The 24,196-nt window shown below is 47.6% G+C and carries 18 protein-coding genes; 17 read left to right on the top strand and 1 reads right to left on the bottom strand.

The features are described from left to right. The first annotated feature begins 534 nt into the window (after nt 1-534). From J2Z28_RS14970 to J2Z28_RS14960, 3 genes are all read left to right on the top strand, one after another. Nucleotides 535-864, top strand: a complete 330-nt coding sequence (locus J2Z28_RS14970) for an ArsR/SmtB family transcription factor (RefSeq protein ID WP_211083084.1) — start codon at nt 535-537, stop codon at nt 862-864. A gap of 166 nt (nt 865-1,030) precedes the next feature. Then, the gene (locus tag J2Z28_RS14965) at nt 1,031-2,806 is read left to right on the top strand and encodes a SulP family inorganic anion transporter (RefSeq protein ID WP_211083083.1); all 1,776 of its coding nucleotides are present in this window, start codon (nt 1,031-1,033) and stop codon (nt 2,804-2,806) included. A gap of 168 nt (nt 2,807-2,974) precedes the next feature. Next, the gene (locus J2Z28_RS14960; RefSeq protein WP_211083082.1) at nt 2,975-3,964 is read left to right on the top strand and encodes a phosphotransferase; all 990 of its coding nucleotides are present in this window, start codon (nt 2,975-2,977) and stop codon (nt 3,962-3,964) included. A gap of 100 nt (nt 3,965-4,064) precedes the next feature. On the opposite strand, the gene J2Z28_RS14955 is transcribed toward J2Z28_RS14960, so the two are convergent. Continuing rightward, on the bottom strand, nt 4,065-4,784 hold the full coding sequence (locus tag J2Z28_RS14955) for a response regulator transcription factor (RefSeq protein ID WP_076253775.1): 720 nt from the start codon (nt 4,782-4,784) through the stop codon (nt 4,065-4,067). Nucleotides 4,785-5,041: 257 nt separating this feature from the next. Between J2Z28_RS14955 and J2Z28_RS14950 the strand changes: the two genes are divergently transcribed. The 14 genes from J2Z28_RS14950 to J2Z28_RS14885 all read left to right on the top strand — a co-directional run bounded on the left by J2Z28_RS14950 (nt 5,042) and on the right by J2Z28_RS14885 (nt 24,150). Continuing rightward, nucleotides 5,042-6,256 (top strand): ABC transporter substrate-binding protein, encoded by a 1,215-nt coding sequence (locus J2Z28_RS14950; protein ID WP_211083081.1) that lies wholly within the window; start codon nt 5,042-5,044, stop codon nt 6,254-6,256. Next, on the top strand, nt 6,249-7,208 hold the full coding sequence (locus J2Z28_RS14945) for an NHLP bacteriocin system secretion protein (protein WP_211083080.1): 960 nt from the start codon (nt 6,249-6,251) through the stop codon (nt 7,206-7,208). The genes J2Z28_RS14950 and J2Z28_RS14945 overlap by 8 nt, the downstream gene beginning before the upstream one ends. Nucleotides 7,209-7,251: 43 nt before the next feature. Continuing rightward, the gene (locus J2Z28_RS14940; protein WP_211083079.1) at nt 7,252-9,408 is read left to right on the top strand and encodes an NHLP family bacteriocin export ABC transporter peptidase/permease/ATPase subunit; all 2,157 of its coding nucleotides are present in this window, start codon (nt 7,252-7,254) and stop codon (nt 9,406-9,408) included. 25 nt (nt 9,409-9,433) lie between these two features. After that, complete coding sequence (locus J2Z28_RS14935; protein WP_211083078.1) at nt 9,434-12,352, top strand: NHLP bacteriocin export ABC transporter permease/ATPase subunit; 2,919 nt, start codon at nt 9,434-9,436, stop codon at nt 12,350-12,352. Nucleotides 12,353-12,452: 100 nt separating this feature from the next. After that, nucleotides 12,453-12,821 carry a hypothetical protein gene (locus J2Z28_RS14930; RefSeq protein WP_017690595.1) on the top strand — a complete coding sequence of 123 codons (369 nt, stop codon included), beginning with the start codon at nt 12,453-12,455 and terminating at the stop codon, nt 12,819-12,821. A 176-nt stretch (nt 12,822-12,997) separates the two neighbouring features. Beyond that, nucleotides 12,998-14,302, top strand: a complete 1,305-nt coding sequence (locus J2Z28_RS14925; protein WP_076253771.1) for a dicarboxylate/amino acid:cation symporter — start codon at nt 12,998-13,000, stop codon at nt 14,300-14,302. Between the two features lie 7 nt (nt 14,303-14,309). Further along, nucleotides 14,310-15,146, top strand: coding sequence for a GNAT family N-acetyltransferase (locus tag J2Z28_RS14920; protein WP_211083077.1), 837 nt, complete (start codon nt 14,310-14,312; stop codon nt 15,144-15,146). Nucleotides 15,147-15,162: 16 nt separating this feature from the next. Next, nucleotides 15,163-17,631 carry a beta-ketoacyl-[acyl-carrier-protein] synthase family protein gene (locus tag J2Z28_RS14915; RefSeq protein ID WP_211083076.1) on the top strand — a complete coding sequence of 823 codons (2,469 nt, stop codon included), beginning with the start codon at nt 15,163-15,165 and terminating at the stop codon, nt 17,629-17,631. Between the two features lie 39 nt (nt 17,632-17,670). Then, nucleotides 17,671-17,976 carry a phosphopantetheine-binding protein gene (locus J2Z28_RS14910; protein ID WP_211083075.1) on the top strand — a complete coding sequence of 102 codons (306 nt, stop codon included), beginning with the start codon at nt 17,671-17,673 and terminating at the stop codon, nt 17,974-17,976. After that, nucleotides 17,973-18,716, top strand: a complete 744-nt coding sequence (locus J2Z28_RS14905) for an SDR family oxidoreductase (RefSeq protein ID WP_211083074.1) — start codon at nt 17,973-17,975, stop codon at nt 18,714-18,716. Before J2Z28_RS14910 ends, J2Z28_RS14905 begins: the two co-directional genes overlap by 4 nt. Nucleotides 18,717-18,753: 37 nt before the next feature. Continuing rightward, nucleotides 18,754-19,485, top strand: a complete 732-nt coding sequence (locus tag J2Z28_RS14900) for an SDR family oxidoreductase (RefSeq protein ID WP_211083073.1) — start codon at nt 18,754-18,756, stop codon at nt 19,483-19,485. A gap of 48 nt (nt 19,486-19,533) precedes the next feature. Then, nucleotides 19,534-19,749 (top strand): hypothetical protein, encoded by a 216-nt coding sequence (locus J2Z28_RS14895; protein ID WP_211083072.1) that lies wholly within the window; start codon nt 19,534-19,536, stop codon nt 19,747-19,749. Nucleotides 19,750-19,751: 2 nt separating this feature from the next. After that, nucleotides 19,752-20,711, top strand: coding sequence for a substrate-binding periplasmic protein (locus J2Z28_RS14890; protein WP_211083071.1), 960 nt, complete (start codon nt 19,752-19,754; stop codon nt 20,709-20,711). Nucleotides 20,712-20,799: 88 nt separating this feature from the next. Continuing rightward, a complete protein-coding gene (locus J2Z28_RS14885) occupies nt 20,800-24,150 on the top strand; it encodes an ATP-binding protein (RefSeq protein ID WP_211083070.1) in 3,351 nt (1,116 codons plus the stop codon). The last annotated feature ends 46 nt before the right edge of the window (nt 24,151-24,196 follow it).

Raw genomic sequence — 24,196 nt, 5'->3', positions numbered from 1 at the left:
TTCCTTTTGCCAAATGGCTATGGGGAGGCGTTACAGTCTATTGTCCAGCTTCATGTGCTGAGCTTTTTATGATGTTAACTATTTTACGCAGTGCATCCCTGGCTTCCGGAATCGGATAGAGGACAAAGACATGGGTAAACGTACGTTTGATGATCGATTCTTTGATCCGTCAGCAGTTTGTCGAGCTTCACGGGAATGCTGATCGTTTAAGGTGAACACCTGCATGTCTTCATGGGAGCGCTCTTTGATGGAAGATGACAGTTTTGTTTTACCCAAGGTATAAGGTTTAATGTTTTCCAAGCCCATATGATCCAGGTGTTTGCGGGTAAGCTCGCGTGTTGAAAAAAATTTCTTGGTATCTAACGTTCCGATATACGGTCTGTGGAGACTATAAGTAAAGTATAAAGGTTGAAGTGTACTTCAAGGTCAATCTTCATTTTTCCATCAAACCGTTTACTCTTAGAGTAAAGCATGGTACCCGTTCTATGTTATGATATTTGCATCTTCAAAAGTTCGATTGAAGGGGCATAGCGTATGAATCAGAGCATACAACAGTTTAAAGCGGATTTTTTCAAAGCGTTGGCACACCCGATGCGGATTCAGATTCTGGAGCTGCTGAGTGAAGGAGCCAAGAACGTGAATGAACTGCAAAGCATTCTGGGATCGGAAGGCTCTGCCGTTTCACAGCAACTGGCTGTATTGCGCAGCAAAAACGTTGTCCACGGAATCAAAGAAGGGACAACCGTCACCTATTCACTGCGTGATCCGCTGATTAGGGACCTGCTGGCAGTCACCAAACAGATTTTTGACAATCATCTGGTTGATGCCATTTCCATGCTGGAAGATATTCGTAAAGAGTCCTGACACAATAAACAAGAGCAACTGGGTGTAAGCTCCGGAGGTTCTTGTTTTTTTGTGTTAGGTTCCTGCTGGGATTGTGGGTAATCCGATTGACAGGATGTATGCAGGGGAGTAGTCTTTTAAATATATTCAAATATTCAAATATATGAAGAAAAGAAGGTTTTGGTACATGAAATGGATGGGGAGATATACAGGGTACAATGCTGCCGCTTTTCGCAAGGATCTGTTATCAGGACTGATTGTAGGTATCATTGCGATTCCACTCGGTATGGCCTTTGCCATCGCTTCCGGGGTCAAACCGGAGTATGGATTGTATACCACAGTCATCGCAGGGATTCTCATTTCCTTGCTGGGTGGGTCCAAGTTCCAGATTGGTGGGCCAACGGGGGCATTCATTCCGATCCTCTTTGCCATTGTGATGCAGTATGGATATGAGAATCTGCTGATCGCCGGAATGATGGCCGGTTTGATGCTTGTACTTATGGGCGTATTCAAGCTTGGGGCATTAATTAAGTTTATTCCAAGGCCGGTGACTATCGGTTTTACGGCAGGCATCGCCGTCATTATTTTTAGCGGACAAATTACGAACTTTCTGGGACTTCGAGGCATCGAGAAACACGAGGATTTCTGGTCCAATATGAAAGAAATCGGGATACATATCTCGACGATTAATATATACAGTGTGCTTACAGCTGGAATCTGTCTGGCTGTTCTTCTGCTTGTGCCCAAGTTTGCACCAAAGGTGCCTGCATCACTGGTGGGGCTGGTTCTTTCGACGGTAGTCGCGGCGTTCTTTTTTGAAGGGCAGGTGGCTACAATTGGTTCGTCCTTTGGCGCCATACCTAACTCTTTGCCTCAGTTTCATGTGCCAGAGATCACTTGGGAGCGTATTGTGAACTTGCTGCAACCCGCTTTTGTCATCGCCATGCTGGGTGGAATTGAATCGCTGCTATCCGCAGTTGTTGCCGATGGCATGACCGGAAGTCGGCATAACAGCAATCGAGAGTTGATTGGGCAGGGGATTGCTAATATGGTGACGCCGTTATTTGGTGGTATTCCTGCAACAGGAGCGATTGCACGTACAGCAACAAATATCAAATCCGGCGCAGTATCGCCATGGTCTGGCGTGATTCACGGTGTAGTGGTTTTGCTGGTACTTGTTCTCTTTGCGCCATATGCATCCCACATTCCTCTTGCCAGTATGGCTCCCGTTCTCATGCTGGTTGCCTGGAATATGAGTGAACGAAGATCCTTCGTACATGTCATGAAAACCAAAACGAGCGATTCACTCGTTCTGCTGATTACCTTTTTGCTGACCGTATTTACAAGTTTGACAACGGCTGTAGAGGTTGGGTTGATTCTGGCTGTTCTTTTATTTGTTAAACGCATGAGTGAGATGTTAAAGGTTGCCAAAGTACTGCCCGATCCCGATCATAAACATGAGAAAGTCATGGCCCACATGGTTCGGGAAGGACATGACTGTCCGCAAATAAGCCTATATACAATTGAAGGGCCACTTTTTTTCGGCGCAGCGGATATGTTCGAGAAGTCGGTCATGGATTCGATTCATCGGCGACCAGGTACTCTGCTGTTGCGCATGGGCAAGGTGCCTTTTATGGATACAACAGGTGAATCCAATCTGGCCCGTGTTGTCAAACATATGGAGAGATCCGGGGGCAGAGTTTTACTTTCAGGCATTCAGGCGCAACCGTTGGAAATGCTGAAGAGAACAGGTTTGATTGAACGGATTGGTTCGGATCATATGTTTGAGCACACGGGTGAAGCTATCAATTATGCATTGCAGCATCTGGATGTTCAGAAATGTAAGGGGTGCAAACATTTTGCCTTCCGTGAATGTGCTGCATTGTCGAGCACTGGCGGCGATCCAGCGCGTAATAACCTGCTTAAATCTGGAAAGCGGGCCAATGCAAATAGCCCTATCTAATCCCGCTGATGCGAGATGGAACTATAGGAGTCTAAAGAGTATTTACTCATCAAAATATATATTCTGGAAAATAAATAAAAAATATACTATGTTATAGGTTGATAGGTGAAAAGGATTACATCGTTAATCTGATGAGAAATAATCATATTAAACCGAAGGAGCAACCATATGTCCATTCAACCGACTGCTTTACGTTCAGTGCTTAACCCCAGATACCTCGAGTCTGCATTGAGGGATGAGTATGACATTGGAACATGGGAAGAATGTTTGTTTTGGCTTAGGGGATTGAATGATACCTACCGGGTTCGTACATCCAGTGGCATGTATATTCTCCGTATCTACCGCACTGAAATTTCGGAGGAAGATGTTCAGTATGAGCTTTCGTTATTGTCTCAACTGAAGAACGTTCTAGGTTCTGCGGAACATACTGACATTGGAGAATACATCGAGAAGAAAGATCATACGGGATATACGGTGTTGGAGGCTGCGGAAGGCAAACGGGTTGCTGTGATGTTTCGGTATATTGAGGGTACGGAGAACAACCTGGAGGATGAGGAGTCTTGTTACGCCTTTGGCCAATCTGCGGCTGAATTGCATGAGGCTATGGATCAGGTGAACATGGAGCTGCCACGATATGAGCTGGATCTGAAATTACTTATTGACGAACCCCTTGAGCGAATTATCCACTATATCGGTGAGAACAATGAAGCAGCAGCATTTCTCCATACGTTTGCCACAACATTAAAAGAACGCATCGTTGCCACTTCCAGACAAGATCTGGACTTTGGTCTGTGCCATGGCGATATGCATGGGAATAACAATGTATTTCAACAGGAACATCAGTTCATCCATTATGACTTCGAGTGGGCAGCCAAAGGCTGGCGTGCCTATGATTTAGCTCAAGTGAAAGTTCGAAAAAGGCAGTCTGATGAGCGAAAAGCAGCATTATGGGATGCGCTCATGGCAGGATATCGTTCAGTCAGAAGCTTCTCTGCCGAAGATGAGCAGGCGGTTGATCTCTTTATTATTGCTCGCCGATTCTGGGTGATGGGACTAGATGTTGCTTTTATTGAGAGTGATATGGGTGCGCTGGACTATGGTTCGGATTGGCTGGATAGTTTCGTGGAAGAATTCCGGGAAGCAGATATCGTTAGTTAATCATTCAATGAAAAAGAGAATATAGTTACCATCATCATGCCGCCATTCTGGCGGCTTTTTTAGTTTGAATGAACGTACATACCTGTGTGCTGTAATACGTTTACTCTGCGAATTCAACAGGCTTGTCATTGAATTTGTACCCGACACCCCGAATTGTACGGATATAGTGTGGCTTGGCCGGATTTTGTTCCAGCTTCTTCCGCAGATTATAGATATGCACCATAACTGTATGCGTATCGCCCATATGCACATCATCCCAGAGCAGCGAGAAAAGCTGTTCATTTTTGTATACGCGGTTAGGGTTCTTCGCAAGATGGAACAATAATTTGAATTCCTTGGCCGACAAAGCAATGGGTTTGTCACCGACGAGTACACGATGGGTGGCTGGGTCGATGAGTAGTTGATCAAATACCAGCGTTTCATCCACCTGCTCCTCTTGTTTCTGTGGCATGTTGTTTCTCCGAATATGAGCCTTGACTCGTGCAATCAGCTCAATTGGACTAAATGGTTTGGAGATAAAGTCGTCCCCTCCCAGCCCAAGTCCGATGACTTTGTCTGTGGCTTCATCCTTACAACTTACGAACAAAATAGGCACATTACTCGTTTTACGAATCTCGCTACAGATTTGAAAACCATCCATCCCAGGCAACAGCACATCCAGGAGTACAAGATCAGGTGAATGCTCCTGTGCAGCTCGAAGTGCCTCCACGCCAGTGTATGCAGATATAGTCTGAAAACCTTCCCGTTTCAAAGACATCGTTAACAATTCATTGATTTCATGATCATCATCGACGATCAAAATCGTGTTTTTCAAAGACATAGGGCGTTCATTCTCCTTATGTATATCGCTTTGGTCAAAGTCCGTATCCTTCCAATCGTTCGTCGAAAGTCCTCGATGTATTCTGTTTCAAGTATCGCATGTGGACCGGGATAAGTCGATTGGATACATTAAATTTGATATGAAATTGAGGTTAACTTGAATTTCAATTTATGGTCTTGATGATTCGGCTGCTTCTATAATTAATGATATTAAAACTTGGGCGTTCCAGGTTTGAGCTCTGGAGGGAGATAGGTCTAGTGAATGGAAATGGGGGGAATCACCTGAAATGGGTGTTGTGGAGTGTGGTACTGCTTGGTGCACTGGTAATCAGTGGGTGTTCATCTGACACTGCGCCAGACCAGATCAGAGAAAAGACGCTTGGAAGCTCATCAAATGAAGTCATCGTGGGAGCTGTATGGCCTTTTGAGAAGCAGAATGAACAATTTCGTGAAGGACTTCAGTTGGCGCTGGAGCAGATTAACAAAGAGGGTGTTCTGGGAGGAAAAAAAATTAAATTGCTGGAGATGGACGATGGCGCTTCCACGACAAAGGGCATGGCCATCGCGCAGCAATTTGCCGATAATCCCTCCGTCAGTGCGGTCATTGGGCATCGGGGTTCTTCCGTAACCGTACCGGCTTCACGCATATATGCCAATGCGGGCATTGTACTGTTGTCTCCGGCATCGACCTCGCCCAAACTGACCGATGTGAGCAGTCCTTATATTTTTAGAAATATACCGAATGATAATCAGATCGGGCAATCCCTTGCCCTGTATGCTGCGGGCACGAAGCATGAGAATATCGCAATCTACTATACCGATGACGAGTATGGTAGAGGGCTCGCGAATGCATTTGAACGTCAGGCTACACTATCCGGACAGAATGTGGTTGACCGCGTATCAGGTTATAAGGACGGAGCCGACATGATGCGGATTGCGAATAAATGGGAGACACTGGACACGGATCTGATTATGATCGCGACAAGAGCGGACGAAGGAATTACATTTGTCAAAGCAATCCGTGCGGCGGGTATGGATACCCCTATCATCGGGGGAGATGCGCTTGATTCGGCTGAGTTTGCACAAGGCGGCGGGTCCGTAGAAGGCACAATCGTCGCTTCCGTATACGATGATCAGGGACAATCGACCGTCAATCAAGATTTTCGATCAACCTACATTGAACACTATGGTAAGGCACCGGACAAATGGGCAGCACAGGCATATGATTCACTGAAATTACTCGCTGCGGGTATAGAAGAAGCAGGTTCACGAAGTCCGAAAGCGATAGCAGAAGCTTTGTCCGACCTTACATCTTGGGAGGGGGTTACGGGGGAACACTTTTTTGATACCCAGGGTGATGTTCAGGGAATGAGCATTGTAATGAAGAAGTTACAGCAGGGCAAATTTCAGACACTGAAGCCCGTTTCAGATTCATCACGAGATTCAGCGAAAGGGGGAGGTCAGGATGAATAAACAGGTTTTTCGAAAAGTAGCCCTTGAGCGGCTGTCTTCTCCTGAACAGCTGGATAATCTGGTACGTGTCACCTCTCCCCGAGGCTGGTTGGTGCTCATCGGAGCAGGTTTAATTCTGGCAGCTGCGCTGTATTGGGGAATCTTTGGCACCATGACCACGAGGGCAGAAGGACAGGGTGTATTGATTCGGCCGGGCGGCCTAAAAACGGTACACACCTCTTCAGAAGGCGCAATCTCCGATATTGCAGTGGTGGAGAATGATACGGTTCAGCAAGGAGAGGTGATTGGTCGAATCGAGCAACCGGCATTGCTTGACCAGATCAGGCAAACGAAGCTTGCTATCACCAATCTGCAAAGTGCCTCATCTCAAGGCAAGTCAGGGCGTGTTGCGGAGCTGGGCAAGTTAAAACAGCAGCAGGAGCAGCAGTTACTGAACTATGAGTACCAGACTCAAGTGGTCAGTCCTTACACAGGAAAGGTCACCGAGGTGTTAGTTAAGAATGGAATGTATGTGGGTGAAGGAACGGAGATGTTCCGGATGGAGACCTACGGGTCTCAGACGGATGAATTAATAGGGGTTATGTATGTGCCCGTAAATCAAGGCAAGCAGTTACTTCCGGGCATGGAAGTCCGTGTCTCGCCAAGTACCGTCAATCGTGAAGAATATGGCTCCATGATCGGGCAGGTCGTTTCGGTATCTGAATTCCCCGTAACGGTACAGGAGTTACAGTCTACATTGGGTAACGAGGGTCTTGTGGAGCAGATGGCCTCGCAAGGTCTCTCGCTGGAAGTGCGCGTGAATCTCTCGCCTAACTCGGAGTTGTCGAGTGGTTATAACTGGACAACGAAACAAGGTCCGCCTGTGCGTCTGAATAGCGGAATGACGGTGGATGGAACCATTACGGTTCATTCGCAGCGACCGATTGCAACCGTCATTCCCTATTTCAAATGAGGAGTCAATATAGTCGAACAGGCATAGGGAGGATGATGGAGTAGTGGCCCCAAGAAGAGTGAAAACGCCGACGGTATTACAAATGGAAGCTGTAGAATGCGGAGCTGCCTCACTGTCGATCGTACTTTCCTATTACAAAAGTTTCATTCCACTGGAGGAGCTTCGGATATCCTGTGGCGTGTCCCGTGATGGCAGTAAAGCGAACAATATTCTCAAGGCAGCAAGGCAATATGGAATGGAAGCCAAAGGGTACCGTAAAAATCCCGAGGATCTGAGAAACATGCCATGGCCGGTCATCATCCACTGGAACTTCAATCACTTTCTAGTATTGGAGGGCATTCAGAAGGATCGGGTGTTCCTCAATGATCCGGTTACGGGCCCGCGGGAGATTACCTTTGAGGAATTAGATCAGTCGTTCACGGGTGTTGTACTGACGATGAAGCCTGCGGAGGGTTATGTCCCACAAGGCAAAACGTCAAGTCTGCTTAGCTCTCTCTCCAGTCGAATCCAAGGTTCGGAGAAGGCACTGGTCTATGCGATTATAGCAGGATTGTTTCTGGTTCTGCCCGGTCTGGTCATTCCGGTGTTCAGCAAAATTTTTATTGATCAGGTCTTACTTGGACATCTGACCAATTGGTTATTCCCGCTTCTGGTTGGTATGGGAATAACGGCACTGCTGCGTGCATTGCTGATTTGGCTGCAGCGCTACTACTTGCTCAGACTGGAGATGAAACTGGCTTTAAGCTCATCCAGTCGTTTTTTCTGGCATGTACTCCGGTTGCCGATTGAATTTTTTTCCCAACGGCATAGCGGAGACATCGCATCAAGGGTGGCCATCAATGATCGGGTCGCGCAGCTGTTGTCTGGACAGCTGGCAGTCGCTGCACTGAATTGTGTCATGATCCTGTTTTATCTGCTCCTGATGTTGCAGTACAGTGTATTGCTAGCTGTAGTTACGGTAGGGGTATCCCTGCTTAATGTTATATTCATGCAATTCATCACGCGTAAGCGCAACGATCAGAATCTGCGCCTGTTGCAGGAAAGCGGCAAGATGCAGGGTGTCTCCATGAATGGACTTCAGGTTATTGAGACGTTGAAGTCCAATAGCTCTGAGTCTGATTTTTTCGTCAAATGGTCAGGTTATCAGGCAAAACTGTTGCAATCCAATCAGCAATTTGGCGTATCAAATCAGTTTCTGATGTCTGTTCCCACACTGTTGACCAGTCTGGGGGCTGTTGCCGTGTTATTTTTTGGCGGTTTTCAAGTCATGGACGGGGCGTTGACCATTGGTTCGTTGGTCGCTTTTCAAAGTCTTGCTGCAAGCTTCAGTCAGCCTGTGAATGAGATGGTCATGCTGGCAGGAACGATTCAGGAAGCAGGAGGAAGCATGAAACGTTTGGATGACGTGTTGCAATATCCGGTGGATCGTCAGATTCAATCGGATCTGGATGAAGCAGACGAACAGAAGGACAGTGCCAAGTTATCCGGTCAGGTACAGATCAGTAATCTGACATACGGATACAGCAAGCTGGAGGCACCATTAATTGACCAGTTTAATCTGTCTATTCAGCCAGGTATGAAGGTGGCTCTGGTTGGCGGTTCGGGCAGCGGAAAATCCACGATTGCAAAACTGATTGCCGGAATATATGAACCGTGGGAAGGTGAGATTCGATTTGATGATCTGCGTCGGGATGAGATCTCCAGGCATCGGATGGGCAATTCCCTGGCCGTTGTGGATCAGGAGATTGTGCTGCTTGAAGGCACGATCAAGGAAAATATTACATTCTGGGATGCAACGATTCCGGAGACGGATGTCGTTCGTGCAGCCAAAGATGCCGTCATTCATGACCATATCGCAGAACGTAGCGGTGGGTATGATCACTTGATTTCGGAGAATGGCGGTAACTTCAGCGGAGGACAACGGCAGCGGCTGGAAATAGCCAGAGCCCTTTCAGGCAATCCGTCGATTTTGATCCTGGATGAGGCGACGAGTGCACTTGATCCGGCAACAGAGAAATTGGTCGATGACAGTCTTCGGCGCAGAGGTCTGACCTGTATTACGGTGGCTCATCGTTTGAGCACCATCCGGGATGCCGATGAGATTATTGTACTGGAACGCGGGAAGATAATTGAACGGGGTACGCATACGTTTTTGATGGAGCAAAACGGATATTACACCCGTCTTATTCAGAGTCAGTAACAGGGTTGCAGGAGGGGGTGAAAGCGTGGCAGAGCCGATCAGGACGAAAATGGAGTCATTTTTTACAAAGGTTGGAATGATTCATGATGTGGAAGGAAATAACCCTATTCTGATTACGGATGAGAACAGTGTATGGTACGTGGCTTCCGGTTACGTGGATGTATTTGCTGTAGTCATGGAAGGAGAGAACGCCGGAACAAGACATAAACGCCGTTATATGTTCAGTCTGGATGAGGGAGCGCTTTTGTTCGGCTTTGACAATGGTCAGATGGTGGAGCGAATGGGCTTGTTGTTAACAGCGTCTGTTGGTACCAAAGTATTCCGGATAGATAAAGAGTTACTCCTGAACCGAAGATTAAACGACCAGTGGGATAACGAGTGGCTGGCATCCAGGGTAGATCAGTGGGTTGGTAGTTGGTCGGCAGCACTGAATGTACGGAATTCACCACTTGAATTTACACTGTTGGAACCTGGGGAAGATCAGAATCTGATACCTGATCAGACCTGGAGGCCGATGCGTACCGTCTGGATTAAAGTACAGGATGGCACGATACTCTGGGGGAAAGAACATCCCGTTACTACAGAAGTTGCTTGTTACATACCCGTAACGTCCTCGGGTTGGCTGGAAACGCAACAAGCGGCTGTCGTCGATGTAAGAGCAACACAGTCCTGGTTACCCACAGATCCGTCACTTCACGGGTTATATGCCTTCCATCGATTAGTCGCCAATAGGCTTGCGGTCGTGGTTGCCAAGGAACGCTTGCAGGAACAGGAACGCTTGCAACAGCGTACGGAGCATGATGATTCCTTAATGGACCATGCGCTCAAAAAACTGATTGCCGTTACCGGGCCGGATGAGCAGCAAGTTGTCTCCTTTTATTCTACTGATCCGCTTTACCCCGTAGGCAAGATCGTTGGGGACTATGCTGGTATCGTGATGAAGCCTGTTACACGAAAATTAAAAAGCCAATCAAAGCGTTCGCCTGTCCAGGAGATGGCGGAAGCTTCCGGTGTGCGTTCCCGCCAAGTCGCACTTAAAGGGGAATGGTGGGAAGCGGACAATGGACCGCTTGTTGGATACCTGGAGACATCAGGCGAGCCAATTGCATTAATCCCGGCAGGGGCCAATTCTTATCGCTGGGAGAATCCAATGCACGGGGAAAATGGGTTCGTTAATGATGAAATGGCGGCTACCATACAGCCGATGGCGTACATGTTTTACCGGCCTTTTCCTGCGCGTGAGCTTGGCATCAAAGACCTGCTTCAGTATGGTGCTCACCACTCGGTTCGTCGGGATCTCGTGATGGTGATTCTGATGGGGGCACTGGCTGGATTACTGGGCATTATGGTCCCGCTCGCCAGCGGTATTCTGGTGGATACCATTATACCGGAGTCTTATCGAGGGCCGTTGGTACAGATGGCCTTTATCCTCATCGCGGTCGTGTTATCGATTGCCTTGTTCCGACTCGCAGGTTCACTTGCCGCGCTGCGTATGGAAGGACGCGTGGAGAATGCGGTTCAGGCTGCCATCTGGGATCGATTGCTGAATCTGCCGGTTTCGTTCTTCCGAAACTATTCAGCCGGGGATTTGGCTTCCAGAGCGGGAAGCATCAATGCGATTCGGCAGCTGTTATCCGGTGCAGTAATCAGTTCGCTGCTAACAGGTGTGTTCTCCATTTTTCAATTTGCATTATTGTTCCGGTATAGTCCTGTTCTTGCCTTGGTGGCGGGTGGTCTTGTCCTCATCTCCATGTCATTTACCTTTGCGATTGGCCTGCTACAGGTACGTTACCAGCGCCGATTGTTGGAGCTTCAGGGACAGATTGCCGGAACAGTACTTCAGCTATTGAACGGAATGAGCAAATTTCGGATGGCAGCAGCCGAGAACCGGGCTTTCTTCTTGTGGGCCAGAGCATTTGCGGAGCAGAAAAAGTGGTCCTATAAAGTTCGGATGCTGGATAGCTTCTCCAGTGTATTTCAAGCCTTTTTCCCATTGCTGACATCAATGGTGTTGTTCTATCTGGTGGTATCTACCCGTTCAGAAATGTCGGCAGGACAGTTTATCGCCTTTTTCGCTGCATTTACCAGCTTCCTTATGGCCATGCTCGGTATGGCTACAGCACTGTTATCCGTGGTGAATATTGTTCCATTATATGAACGGGCCAAACCCATTCTCAAAACGTTACCTGAAATCCATGATCAGTTGGAAGATCCGGGTGAGGTGAGTGGAGCGATCGAGATTCGCCATATCCAGTTCCGGTATGAAGAGGATCAGGCACTTGTGTTGAACGACCTGTCGATGGATATCAAATCAGGACAATATGTAGCCTTTGTCGGGGCATCAGGCTGTGGAAAGTCTACCTTGATGCGATTGTTACTGGGTTTCGAACAACCTCAGAGCGGTTCTATTTATTTCGATGGTCAGGATCTGCGTTCGCTTGATATCAGCTTGCTTCGGAGTCAGTTCGGGGTGGTGTTACAAAATAGCAAACTGATGTCCGGTGATATCTTCACGAATATCACAGGAACGTCGGATCTGACGATTCAGGATGCTTGGGAGGCCGCAGCCATGGCTGGATTCGATGATGACATCCGCAGCATGCCGATGGGCATGCATACCGTAATTTCCGAAGGTGGAGGTACACTGTCTGGTGGACAACGGCAGCGTTTAATGATTGCCAGAGCCATTGCCAAACGGCCGAAGATTCTCTTTTTTGACGAGGCAACAAGTGCATTGGACAACCGAACACAGCGTATTGTCAGCCAAAGCCTCAGCAAGCTTCAGGTGACAAGGATTGTGATTGCACACCGGCTCAGTACGATTACGCAGGCGGATCATATCTATGTATTTGATAAAGGCAGAATCATTCAGTCTGGCACCTATCAGGAGCTGATGGAGCAGAACGGGCTCTTCGCGGAACTGGCCAGCCGTCAGCTGGCGTAGATTTGAACTAAACTTGAAGTAACCTTGAGCGTTGCTTGAAACTGGGCTGTTATGCTGAATAAGGTAAGAAACCAAATCGATCTATTGGAGGAATCATTACATGAGTTGGACAGAAGAGCAGATTCAAGAAACGGTTAACGCAGTTATGGCTAAGGCAAGTTCGGATGCAGCATTCCGCGCATTGGCTGTAAGCGACATCTACGCAGCAATTCAGCAAGAAACGGGTCAAGAAGTACCACGTGAGTTCAAAATCAATGTAGTGGATGGAACAGGTTACCACGCAACGATTGTATTGCCAGAAGCACGCGGCGAGGCGGATGAGTTGACAGAAACCGAGCTGGAATCTGTGGCTGGTGGTAGCAAAGACGGCGCAACTGATTTCTTCAATGGCGTGGGTAGTATTGCCGAGGATGCTGCAAGAGCAGCCATCCGTGTTGGAGAGAATTACGGTAACGCACAAGCCAAGTAGTCTTCCTTATATACTTCATACTTATATTAAAAAGCATGGAATGAATTGGAGTGTGATCCCCTACCCAGGTAGGATCGCACTCCAAATTGCTTAACACGAGCCGAAAAGTCCGCTGTCTGAACAGGAATTCAGTGCAGCAGTCACCATGGCTACAATGACGAACAAGAGGTGCCTGCGTGTCAAGGAAGACAGCTTTCTCATTGAAATGGATCAAATCATTCTGGATGATTGTGCTCTGTATGGTATCTGGAATTGCGGCAGGATTATACGTTCCTGAGTTGGCTCATGCCGTATCACGTTTTGGCGATCTGTATCTGTCCTTTTTGAAGATGTGTGTCATTCCCATTATGATGACCGCCATCATCTCTAGCATCGGCAGTCTGTTTATCCAGAGCGGAGCGATGAAGATGATCGTTCGCATGTGCATGGTATATACCATAGCGTTGATATTCTGTGGTCTGCTAGGTCTCGGTCTTGGTGGAATCGGCCGTCCGGGTGCAGGGCTGCCAGAAGAATCCAAACATGTACTTGGGGCTATTGTATACGATCTGAGCGCCGATAACAGTGCCCTGTCCATCGAAGAGAAGCCGCAGGGGATATTTTCGTTTTTGCTTAACATGATTCCATCCAATATATTCACAGCGCTGACGGAAAACAATACGCTGCAAATCTTGTTTTTTTCCGTGATCGTTGGGGTGGCAGTCGGCATGATGCGGACACCGCAGGGAGATGACGTGCTGAAGATTGCTGATGTATTGTTTGGAGCGTTTCAAAAGGTGATCTCCTGGTCCATGTACGCATTGCCTTTTGCACTCTTCTGTATGATGGCAGGGCAGTTCGCGACACTAAATTTGGATATTCTACCTGCCATGATGAAGTTGATTATGATGTTTTACATTTCCAGCGTGATTCTGATTGTGCTATCTATTGTGATCATGGCTGTAACATTGCGGAAGCCTGTCTGGGTCATCCTGTCTGCATTGAAGGATGCGTTAATTCTGGCATTCGGTACACGGAATAGTATCGCCACCGTTCCGACCTGTATGGAGGCACTGAGTATGAAGCTTCAGCAAGATCCGCGTATCGTACAATTGGTCGTACCTCTGGGCATGATCATGTGCCGTTACAGTATGGTGCTTGTGTATACGCTTGGCATCACCTTTACCGTCCAATTGTATGATTTTGACTTTACGTTGTCGCAGTGGATCGTGGTGCTTGCAGGGGCTGTGGTGATATCGATTGCTGGTGCAGGCTCCCCGGGTGTTGTCTCTATTGGTATGATCGCGGTTATTGCGGAGATGCTCGGTCTGCCTTCCGAGGTCACCATCATTCTGCTTTTGGCTATGAATCCAATTATTGATCCTATCATTACGGCTGCGAATGTATCCATACAATGTCTAACCACTTCACTATTGTCAGCCAGAAAGGATAACTATGATCACTATCAAACGGCTAACACTCCAGGACAGGTTGAAGTATAAATCGTTCATGTTTCAGTGGTTATACAAACAAGTGGAACAGAGCTTGAATGATCCAATGGAATCTGAACGGTTCATGTTAATCGGAGCAGAATCGCAAGGTGTCCCCGTGGGCCTGCTTGTGCTTGAGCAGCGGGGTGGATACGGGCATGCAGTCTTACAGTGTATCTTCGTATCGAAGCCGTGGCGCAGGCAAAAAATCGCTACATCGTTGCTCCAGGAAGCACGAATTTTATGTATGGAGAAAGAAATGGCTACGCTCTCTCTGAGCTATTACTCTGACAAGTCTTCGTCGGATACGATCGAAGCTTTATTGCATAAGGAAGGCTGGATACAGCCTCAATGTGAATCAGTCGTTTTCCATATCCATCTTGGAAGCGGAATTGCTGAGGCGACCTGGTTAAGGGAACGAGCTATCCCCAATGGGCTGGAGTTATTTCTATGGGCAGATCAGGAAGAGGGACAACTTAGACAATCCATTGAAACAGGAGAGCTTGATTTCCCTTCATTTTTGTCTCCGTTCAAAACCTTTGCTCCCCTGGAACCAAGCAACAGCTTTGGTATTCAATCCACACAGGGAGTTCAGGGGTGGTCGATGACGTATCGACTGGACGAGGATACGATCTTGTATGATGCACTGTATATTGCGCCGGAATATCAACAGTTCGGTCTGGCTTTTCAGATGCTGGGCAGATCCATCCGGGTTCAAACGGAGGCAGGCATCCCCCACGCGATGTTCACAGTTAACCAAAGTACACCAATCATGATGAAGCTTTCCCGGCAGTGGCTTGCACCGTATTCTTGGAAGACGAGTGAGAAGCGAAGCAGTTATATCCGATTGGGATAAGGAGAGGAGGGCGAATATGAGCGACAGAGAGAATACCAACACGAAGGATCGTATCGTGATTACAGGCATGGGCGTATTATGCGCACTTGGCGATCACCCGCAGATGGTATATGAGCGTATGCTTGCTGCTGAGACCGGAATTCGGGAAGTAACCCGCTTCGACACGGATAAGTTACAGAGTTCACTTGCAGGTCAGTTGGAGGATTCCATCCGTGAAGGAGCACTTGCAGGCACAGCGGAGCTATCCATGGACTTATGTGCACGGTATGCCATCGCTGCTGCGAGGAAAGCGTTAATCGATAGTGGCCTTTCAATAGCACATGGGGATAACATGAAGCACCACGACAGGGCAAAAGGAACAGGTGGAAAGCCATCCGTTCTTCCTGCGCGGATCGGACTCACGCTGGGTACGTGTAACGGTGGAGTTCTATCTTTGGAAGAACAGTGGAACCTGTCTGAGTTGGACGTTGATCATACGTCCCGGTATCCATTTTATCAGCAGGGCGATGATGCAGCGCGAGTTCTGGGTGTGGCAGGTCCGGTCGCAACGTTAAATACGGCATGTGCTGCGAGTGGTAATGCCATAGGCTATGCAAGTGATCTCATTCGCTGGGGGTATGCCGATGTGATGCTCGCTGGTGGATCTGATCCATTGTCGCATAGTGTATATGCCGGATTTAATGTACTCCGTGCACTTAATTCCCGTCCCTCTTCACCCTTCAGCACCCAATACGGATTGAATCTGGGAGAAGGTGCTGCTTTTGTGGTTCTGGAGAGACTGGACGCCGCACTTGAACGTGGTGCTACGATCTATGCTGAATTATGTGCCTATGGGTTGAGTAACGATGCCCATCATATGACGGCTTCTCACCCGGAAGGTGCGGGTATACAACGTGCAGTGGAGATGGCGATCAGCCTTGCTGGAGTATCCAAAACAGATATTGAATACGTAAACGCACACGGGACTGGAACACAGGCAAATGATCGTGCTGAAATTAGTGGTCTGCAGGGTAGTTTCGGGCCTAATCTGTCGATTCCTATCAGCTCAAGCAAAGCCTATTTTGGTCATACATTAGGTACTTCGGCTGCATTGGAGCTGGTTACCTCGCTCTACGCTATCAGGCAAGGATACGTTCCCGCTACGCTTCATTTTGAAGAAGCTCGCGAAGGCTGCGAGGATGTTGATATCATTCAACATTCGATGCGTCCGATGCGCCCGGAATATATGATCTGCAACAATTCTGGCTTCGGAGGACACAATGTTTCGCTTGTGCTGCGTACAAATGGAATTGAAGAAGAGCGGTATTCAAGCGTGCAGAATCCTGAACGTGAGAATTCACTTGCAGGGCATCCGGGCGAGGCAGTCCCCCGACGACGTGTTGTCATTACTGGAGTGGGTGCCGTCAGCAAAGGGGATATCCGTAAGGGAAATGTACTCGGGGCTTTCGGTAAGGATACCAAACAGGTAACGGAGACGTCCTTCTTCTCCTTAAAAGATTACGATAAGAGCAAATATGAGCGCAGAATGAACCAGCTCACACAGAATACGATAGGTGCAGTCCTTGCAGCGATGGAGGATGCAGCGCTGGGCAAGTCTCAGCGGGAACATACGGGTTTTATCTACGGTACAGCACGAGGAAGCACGAGCAGTATTTCGAACTTTCTGGAATCTGTATTTGTCAAAGGCCCCGAGTATGCAAGTACGATCTATTTCCCGCATACGGTCATTAATTCCATTGCTGGTCAGACGGCCGAGAAATTGCAATTTAAGGGATTCAATAGCTCCTTTAGCACAGGAGGCAATGAGGGATTGACTGCCGCATTGTATGCAACGGGCAAGATCCGAGAGGGAGCCCTGACATCTTGTCTGATTGGTGCTGGAGATGAACGATCCCAGCTTGCGGAGGATATCGACCGGGCTAAAGGATTGCAGGACAGCCGTTACGAGATGACGGAAGGCAGTGTCTGTATGGTCCTCAGTGACCTGGAAGAAGCTGATCAGACGCGATCCGGGATCTATGCGGAATTGAGTGGACTCGGTGTTGCTTCTGGCGCAGCACAGGACGCTTCGGGACAGAGCGAGGCGTTGATCCGGGCAGTTACCGATGCACTCCATGAAGCTGAAACCAGCATGGGGCAAATGGATCTGATTTTGCTCAACTCAGTGGGACGTCCCGGTGAATTGGAGTTAGAGCAGGTCGCTGTATCCTCGATCGGGGAAGCTGTGGCCGTACCATCCGTGCCATCCGTGCCGATCATTAACCTTAATGCATGGGCAGGCTATGGAGAATCGTACAGTTCGATGTTACATCTCGCGGCGGCTGCAGAGCTTGTAAGCCCGGGAGCCATGCATGAGCTTGCCAAAGGTACCTACGCCCATCTGGGCCTGCCTGAGCGCTCTTCTGCATACCGCCATATTTTGACCATCAGTTCTACCGTTAATGGCAGTTATTCTGCGGCAATCGTCAGTAGCGTCGCTGAGTGAACCGTGTTAATTGAAAAAAATTATAGGAGGCTTACACATATGACAGTGAATTACGAGGTAGAGATGGATGAGATCAAACAGACAATCAAACAAACGTTGTTAATTGATCGACTCAAACTGGAGGACATCACCGCAGAGGAAATTACGGATGACATGATTTTGTTCGGTGAAGAACTGGGACTGGACTCTGTGGAGGCGTTTGAGGTTATGGTTGGTATGGAAGAAGTATATGGCGTGATGGTCGAGGACCTTCCCGCGACAGAGTTAAAGATTCATCTGAGAAATGTGCAGTCGATTGCCGAACTGATTATGGCCAGAAAGACCAAAGGGACGCGAGTCCAATGACCTTTCGTGATCACGTCGTTGTGGTTACAGGGGTATCACGGGGCATAGGGCGGGCGATAGCGCTGAGATTCATTGCAGAGGGAGCCATTGTGGCAGGCATCTATGTCAGGGATGACGCTGCAGCGGACCGGCTAACAGAAGAGGTGAGTGCAGCAGGCGGACGGATGCGGTTGTTCAAGGGCTCTGTTGCGGACCATGCTTTTGTAGCAGATGTGATGAAAGAGGTATTTGATACATTTGGCCGTGTGGATGTCCTGATCAATAATGCCGGAAGATCGAGCGACCAGATGGCACTGCGGATGGAAGAGCAACAGTGGAATGAGGTGCTGGACACCAATTATGTTGGTGCCTGTTATTGCTCACAGGAAGCGGTCAGCTACATGGTTCTTCAGGACAGTGGAAGCATTATCAACCTGGTGTCGGTGAGCGGTATATATGGGCGGGAAGGTCAAAGCAATTATGCAGCTTCCAAAGGGGCTTTGATGGGGCTGACGAAGTTATATGCCCGCCTGTATGCATCAAACAACATTCAGGTCAGTGCCATCGCACCAGGTATGATTGATACCGAGATGACGGGGGAGGTGTCGCAAGAGAAGCTGAATGATTTTCTGCGCCACACCCTCACCGGAAGGCAAGGGTCTGCGGAAGAGGTAGCTGAAGCGGTGATATACCTCGCAGGACCCGCGGCACGTTATCATACCGGACAGACATTAAAACTGGATGGCGGCTTTTTGCGTTAAGGGCAAACTTGAATAGGAATCAGAGGGAGGGAAGCTAATGAAAACGGCGTATGTGCATCATGCAGAGAGTACAGCTATGCAGATGATGGTTGTATATTTGTTACATCGTGGCTTGCAGATTACAGCAAGCTTCGCCACATCAGAACAAGCAGAGCAGTTTCATTCCGATCTGTCTGTGCACGACCAGAAGAACTGCCGGACTATCGTTGCGCCGGACCTGGGAATGAAGGGAATTGAATCCGTACTGTCAGCATCTGCCGAGCATATGCAGGGGCTCGACTTCTATATTCATGGCAGTAGCTGGGTGGATGAACTGTCTGAGCTCCAAAGTGATCCGGCGGCTTTTGCTCTAACCAGCCATCGTCAGTTAAGTGAACTCTTTCTATATACCCGTGCAGCAGGTCATTTTATGGCGCGTAAACAAAGTGGACAGATGATCGTACCCATACTGGCGGATATGATGCACTATAGTGGATTTCCTTCTTCTCCGGTGTATAACCAGGGTGCCCAGGCATATGTCAAAAGCTTTGCCAAAGAGATGACGCCTTTTCGAGTCTCGGTCAATACGTTAACGTTTGGTTACTACCGTATGGAGAACCACATAAATGCCGGACGAAGTCGCAGGAAGATCTATGATATGTTCACCTTAAAACCTTCTGTGCCTGAATTGGAAGAGCTTGTACAAGGTCTAGGCCTGTTACTTGATTATGGTCAGGGCATGAGTGGTCAAAATATAACGTGGGGTTACGGTATTCCGTCTGTTCTCTGATATGATCTGAGACAATACGGCTTCAGTAATCTTCGAAAGAGGCAGAAGATGGGATATCAACAGAATGGAAACGATGCGGAGCAGGAGAACCCCCAGTCCGATGAACTGCTGGAAGAAGAACTGGAAGAGGTTGTCGGTGGACTGGCAACTGTTTCAATTGCGCGTTGCAAAGTCTGCCACATACGAATTGCAGTGTACGAGATGAGCGTATGTGCAGCTTGTTTTCGCAAAACGCAGCTTCCACTTGCAGGAGAAGGGGGCTAACCATGATCAGAAGTTACGGCCGGCTGTGCATCTTGCTGTTGTTCATGTTAACTATAGGACTTATCCTCTCATCCTGTACAAGCGTATCCCGAGACGCTGTATCAACCATAGCAAGTCCGCAGACTGAAACGGCTCAGTCTCGGGCAGCAGAAACGGACATCACAGCAGCTAAGGCAGCTAAGGGAAGTGAGCCAAGAGTTTATACTGCGGAAGAATTAGAAGGATATCCGCAAGATATTCGGGATATTTTGAGCAGGGGCAAGCTGAGGATTGGATTGAAGGTAGAGGATCGTTATCCGTTCTTTTACACCGATGAAGAAGGGTTACTGCGCGGGAGCGATGTTGAGCTTGCCAACGACATCGCTCTTAAACTTGGAGTTAAACCAGAGTATATCCGAACAGCGGATTCTTTCGATGAAGTGATTGATCAGGTGTCTTCCGGGGAGGTGGATGTCGGCATATCCAAATTGAGTATCACCCTGGAGCGGGCGAAGCGAGTACTGTTCTCCAATGCATATCTGCATTTCAAACAAGCACTGCTGATTAACCGCCTTCAACTTGCGGAGCTCGGCAAAAAAAACAAATTTCCCGATGTGCTAACGCTGCTTCAGCAACGTGGAACACAGATCGGCATTGTTCAAGGCACGTCTTACGTAGGCTTCACACGTGAGCTGTTCCCCACGCAGAATCAGATTGCCTACAAGAATACTTCCGAATTGTTTGATCGTGTGAGGCAAGGCGAAGTGATCGCTGCAGTCTATGATGCTTTTGAAATTTCACGTTATTTGGATCAGAATCCAGCCTACTCCCTTGATCTTCAATATGTGCAGCTGGAGGATCAGGATGACGATATTGCCATCGCCGTTGATCCGCGCCGCATGCATCTCCACCAGTGGATCAATACGTATCTTCACATGCAGGAGAAGAACATTCAGCGCTGGCTTGAAAACTATGGCATCTGAGCAATAGGGTTGTGCTATGATACATGCATGAACCCGATGGTTCGGTTTTTTATTCAGTTAAAAGAGGGGACACCGTGGTGGGAATCTCATGAATAAACGTACTTCTTTCCTGTATTACATCATCCCTGTTATGCTATTTTTTCTGATTTTTACGGTACTGATCTTGTTCGAATTACCTTCTAATCAGATGAATGCAGAAGTTCAGGATGGGCGTTTAACGATTACCAGTGAAGCTCTGTCCTCTGGAGAAGGAAGTCGGTTAGATGGCGAATGGGCATTCTATTGGAAACAATTGCTGGAGCCCAAGGATTTTGCCAGTGAACGAACGGGTCCGGTAAGTTACGTTAATGTTCCAGAATCTTGGGGGAATTATGAAATCAGTGGGCATAAGCTGGATAATACGGGATTCGCCACGTATCGTCTGGTGGTGGATTTACCAGAGCAAGATATAGAGCTGGGATTACTAACCACAGGGATAACCTCCGCACACCGATTGTGGATTAATGGCAAACTTGTATCCGAAAGTGGGATTGTTGGACGAACGGTAAAGGAATCTTCTTCATATAAGGTGCCTGCTCTAATCCGAATGGAGGCAGGGCAGACCCAAGCTGATATTATCATTCAAGTTTCGAACTATACACATCGAAAAGCGGGTTTGTTTGGCTCTCTAACGATCGGTGAATATAATCAATTGAATCAATCCATGAAATACAAAATGGTATCCGAGAGCATGATTATTGGCTGCATGTTGATTATGGGGCTCTACCATATCCTGTTGTATGCATTGTTGCGCAAAAATCGGGAGTCTCTGTATTTTGGTCTGATCTGTATTCTGCTGGCCATGAAGAATAGTTCTGATTCCCAGTACATTTTATCAGAGCTTATTCCGGGCATGAGTGGTGATACATTCCTTAAAGTTGAGTATTTAGGCTTCTTGGGCAGCTCTTCACTTGCTCTGCTTTTTTGTTACTCCATTTTCCCCAACGAGGTGTCCAAACGATTACGTGATATATTTTGGATTCCAGGGTTGCTGTTCACTTTATTTATCCTGTTCACACCTGCACAGGTATACACGAAGTTTGCGTTGTTCATGCAGGCATACGTGATTCTGATCGGGATTGTGATCATTCAAAATGTGGTCCGAGCTGCCATGAAAAAACTTGCTGGGGCACACTGGATGCTGGCAGGTACGATCGTATTCTTCATTACCGTAGTGAATGATATTTTAATGAATAACGGTATAATTCAAACAGGAATCTATTTCTCATATGGTCTTCTCTTTCTCATTCTTTGTCTGTCGATTATTGTATCCACCAAATTTTCCAATGCCATGAAAACCAATGAACGTTTATCTTCGCGCCTGCTTGAATTGGATCGGGTAAAAGATGAGTTTCTGGCCAATACCTCCCACGAGCTTCGTACACCGCTCAACGGAATTATCGGGCTTACGCAGTCGTTGCTGCACAGCATGGATGATCGGTTGGAAGATAACCAGCGAATGCATCTGAACATGATCGTCTCAAGTGGTCAACGTATGTCTTTTCTGATTAACGATATTCTGGATTATGCACTTCTTAAAAATAACGATGTACGTCTGAATCGAACCAAAATAAATCTGCACCAATTGGTTCAGGTGGTCCTCACCGTGGTTAAACCGCTCATTACTGGTAGGGATCTTCTATTACACAATCGAATTGATCCCCATTTTCCACCGATCGAAGCAGATGAGAATCGAATGCAGCAAATTTTGTTTAATCTGGTAGGCAATGCGATCAAGTACACACCATCGGGTCATATCGTGATTCGTGCACAGATTGTGCAGGGCGATGTGGAAATTCAGGTAGAGGATACAGGGATTGGCATACCGGAGGATAAATTTGCAATGATTTTCAATCCATTCGAAAAGCTGGAATCCATTGATAACACGGGTACCGGACTTGGACTGAAAATCACCAAGCAACTTGTCGAGCTGCATGGAGGAGAGATTAAAGTACAGTCGAAAGTGAATCATGGCTCCCTTTTCTCGTTCACCATCAGGCAGCATAAGAAGAATGTTCCAGCTGCGCTACCGGATAAGCAAAACAATGAATCCATTCAGAACGGCGTAAGCGCCCTTCGTTCTGTTGCAGCAGCTAAGACAGCAAGTTCACATGCTCTTAATAGGGAAGTCAGTTCCGCGAAAGAATCGGAGATCCAACCTTATCGTGTATTAATTGTGGACGATGAGCCCGTTAACCTGCAAGTGGTGATTCAGCAGCTTGCACCACTGGCATGTGTGTTTGAAATTGCGAACAGTGGCACTGAAGCACTCGCGCGTATGAATGAGTTGCAGAATTTTGATCTGGTGATCACGGATATGATGATGGTCGGCATGTCTGGATATGAACTATGCGGATTGATCAGGGAGCGTTACAGTCTGATTGAGTTACCTATTCTAATTATGACAGCAAGTAATCGAGATGATACAATTACAGCCTGTTTTGCCGCCGGAGCCAATGATTATATATCAAAACCGATTGGACGTAATGAACTCATAAGCCGTGTACGCACACTGTTGTTGTTAAAAAGGTCTGCTCAGGAGCTGAGTCTGAACGCACAGCAGCTTGAAGAGTTGAATCAACAGTTATCCGAGTTAAATACCAACCTGGAGCATCGTATTCAGGATCGTACAGTAGAGCTGGAGCACAAAAATAAAGATATGGGCCGTCTGGAATTGTCACGCAGACGATTGTTGAGCGATATATCGCATGAACTGCGCACACCGATGACTGCGATTCAGGGTTATGTGGAGGCAATTGTATCCGGATTGGTGGATAACGAAGAGGATCAAAAAGTATATCTGCAAATGGTCTTAGTGAAGGCGCTGGGGCTAAACCGTCTCATTCACGATCTATTCGAGTTGTCCCGACTGGAGTCGGGCAAGTCTGAAATGATCTTTATCATGATGAGCTTGCAGGAGTTAATGGATACCATTCAGGACAAATTCAGGCTGGACATCGCACGTGCTGACATGAGCTACGAGTTTCAGATGAACATTACGACTGCTCAGCGAAGTGATTATCAAGTCGTGATTGATATGGATCGGATTACTCAGGTGTTGACCAATCTGGTGTTTAACGCGATTCAGCATACAGGTGCAGGTGGAATGATTCGTCTTCATTGTTCCATTGAGGAATGGGAAAATGACGGTGATTCTCCAGGACGACTTACCATCCGTGTGGAGGACAATGGAGCGGGTATTATGGAAGAGTCACTGCCATTTGTATTTGATCGCTTTTTCCGTGAGAAACATGATCGGCATGTGGTTCAGGGCAGTGGAATTGGACTTGCGATTGCGAAGGAAATTATTCAGTATCATGATGGAAACATACACGTAGAAAGTGAAGTCAGAAAAGGGAGTTCTTTTTATTTCACGCTGCCTCTGTATGTTCTGGATTAGGGAAAGACAAGGATTTACAGTAATTAAGCCATTAATGAGTGGCGTT

Origin of the sequence: Paenibacillus xylanexedens (assembly GCF_017874615.1) — a bacterium.
In the GTDB taxonomy this organism is placed as follows: Bacteria; Bacillota; Bacilli; order Paenibacillales; family Paenibacillaceae; genus Paenibacillus; species Paenibacillus xylanexedens.
The sequence above is the reverse complement of the archived record's forward strand: the minus strand, read 5'-3'. Positions and strand labels throughout refer to the sequence as shown.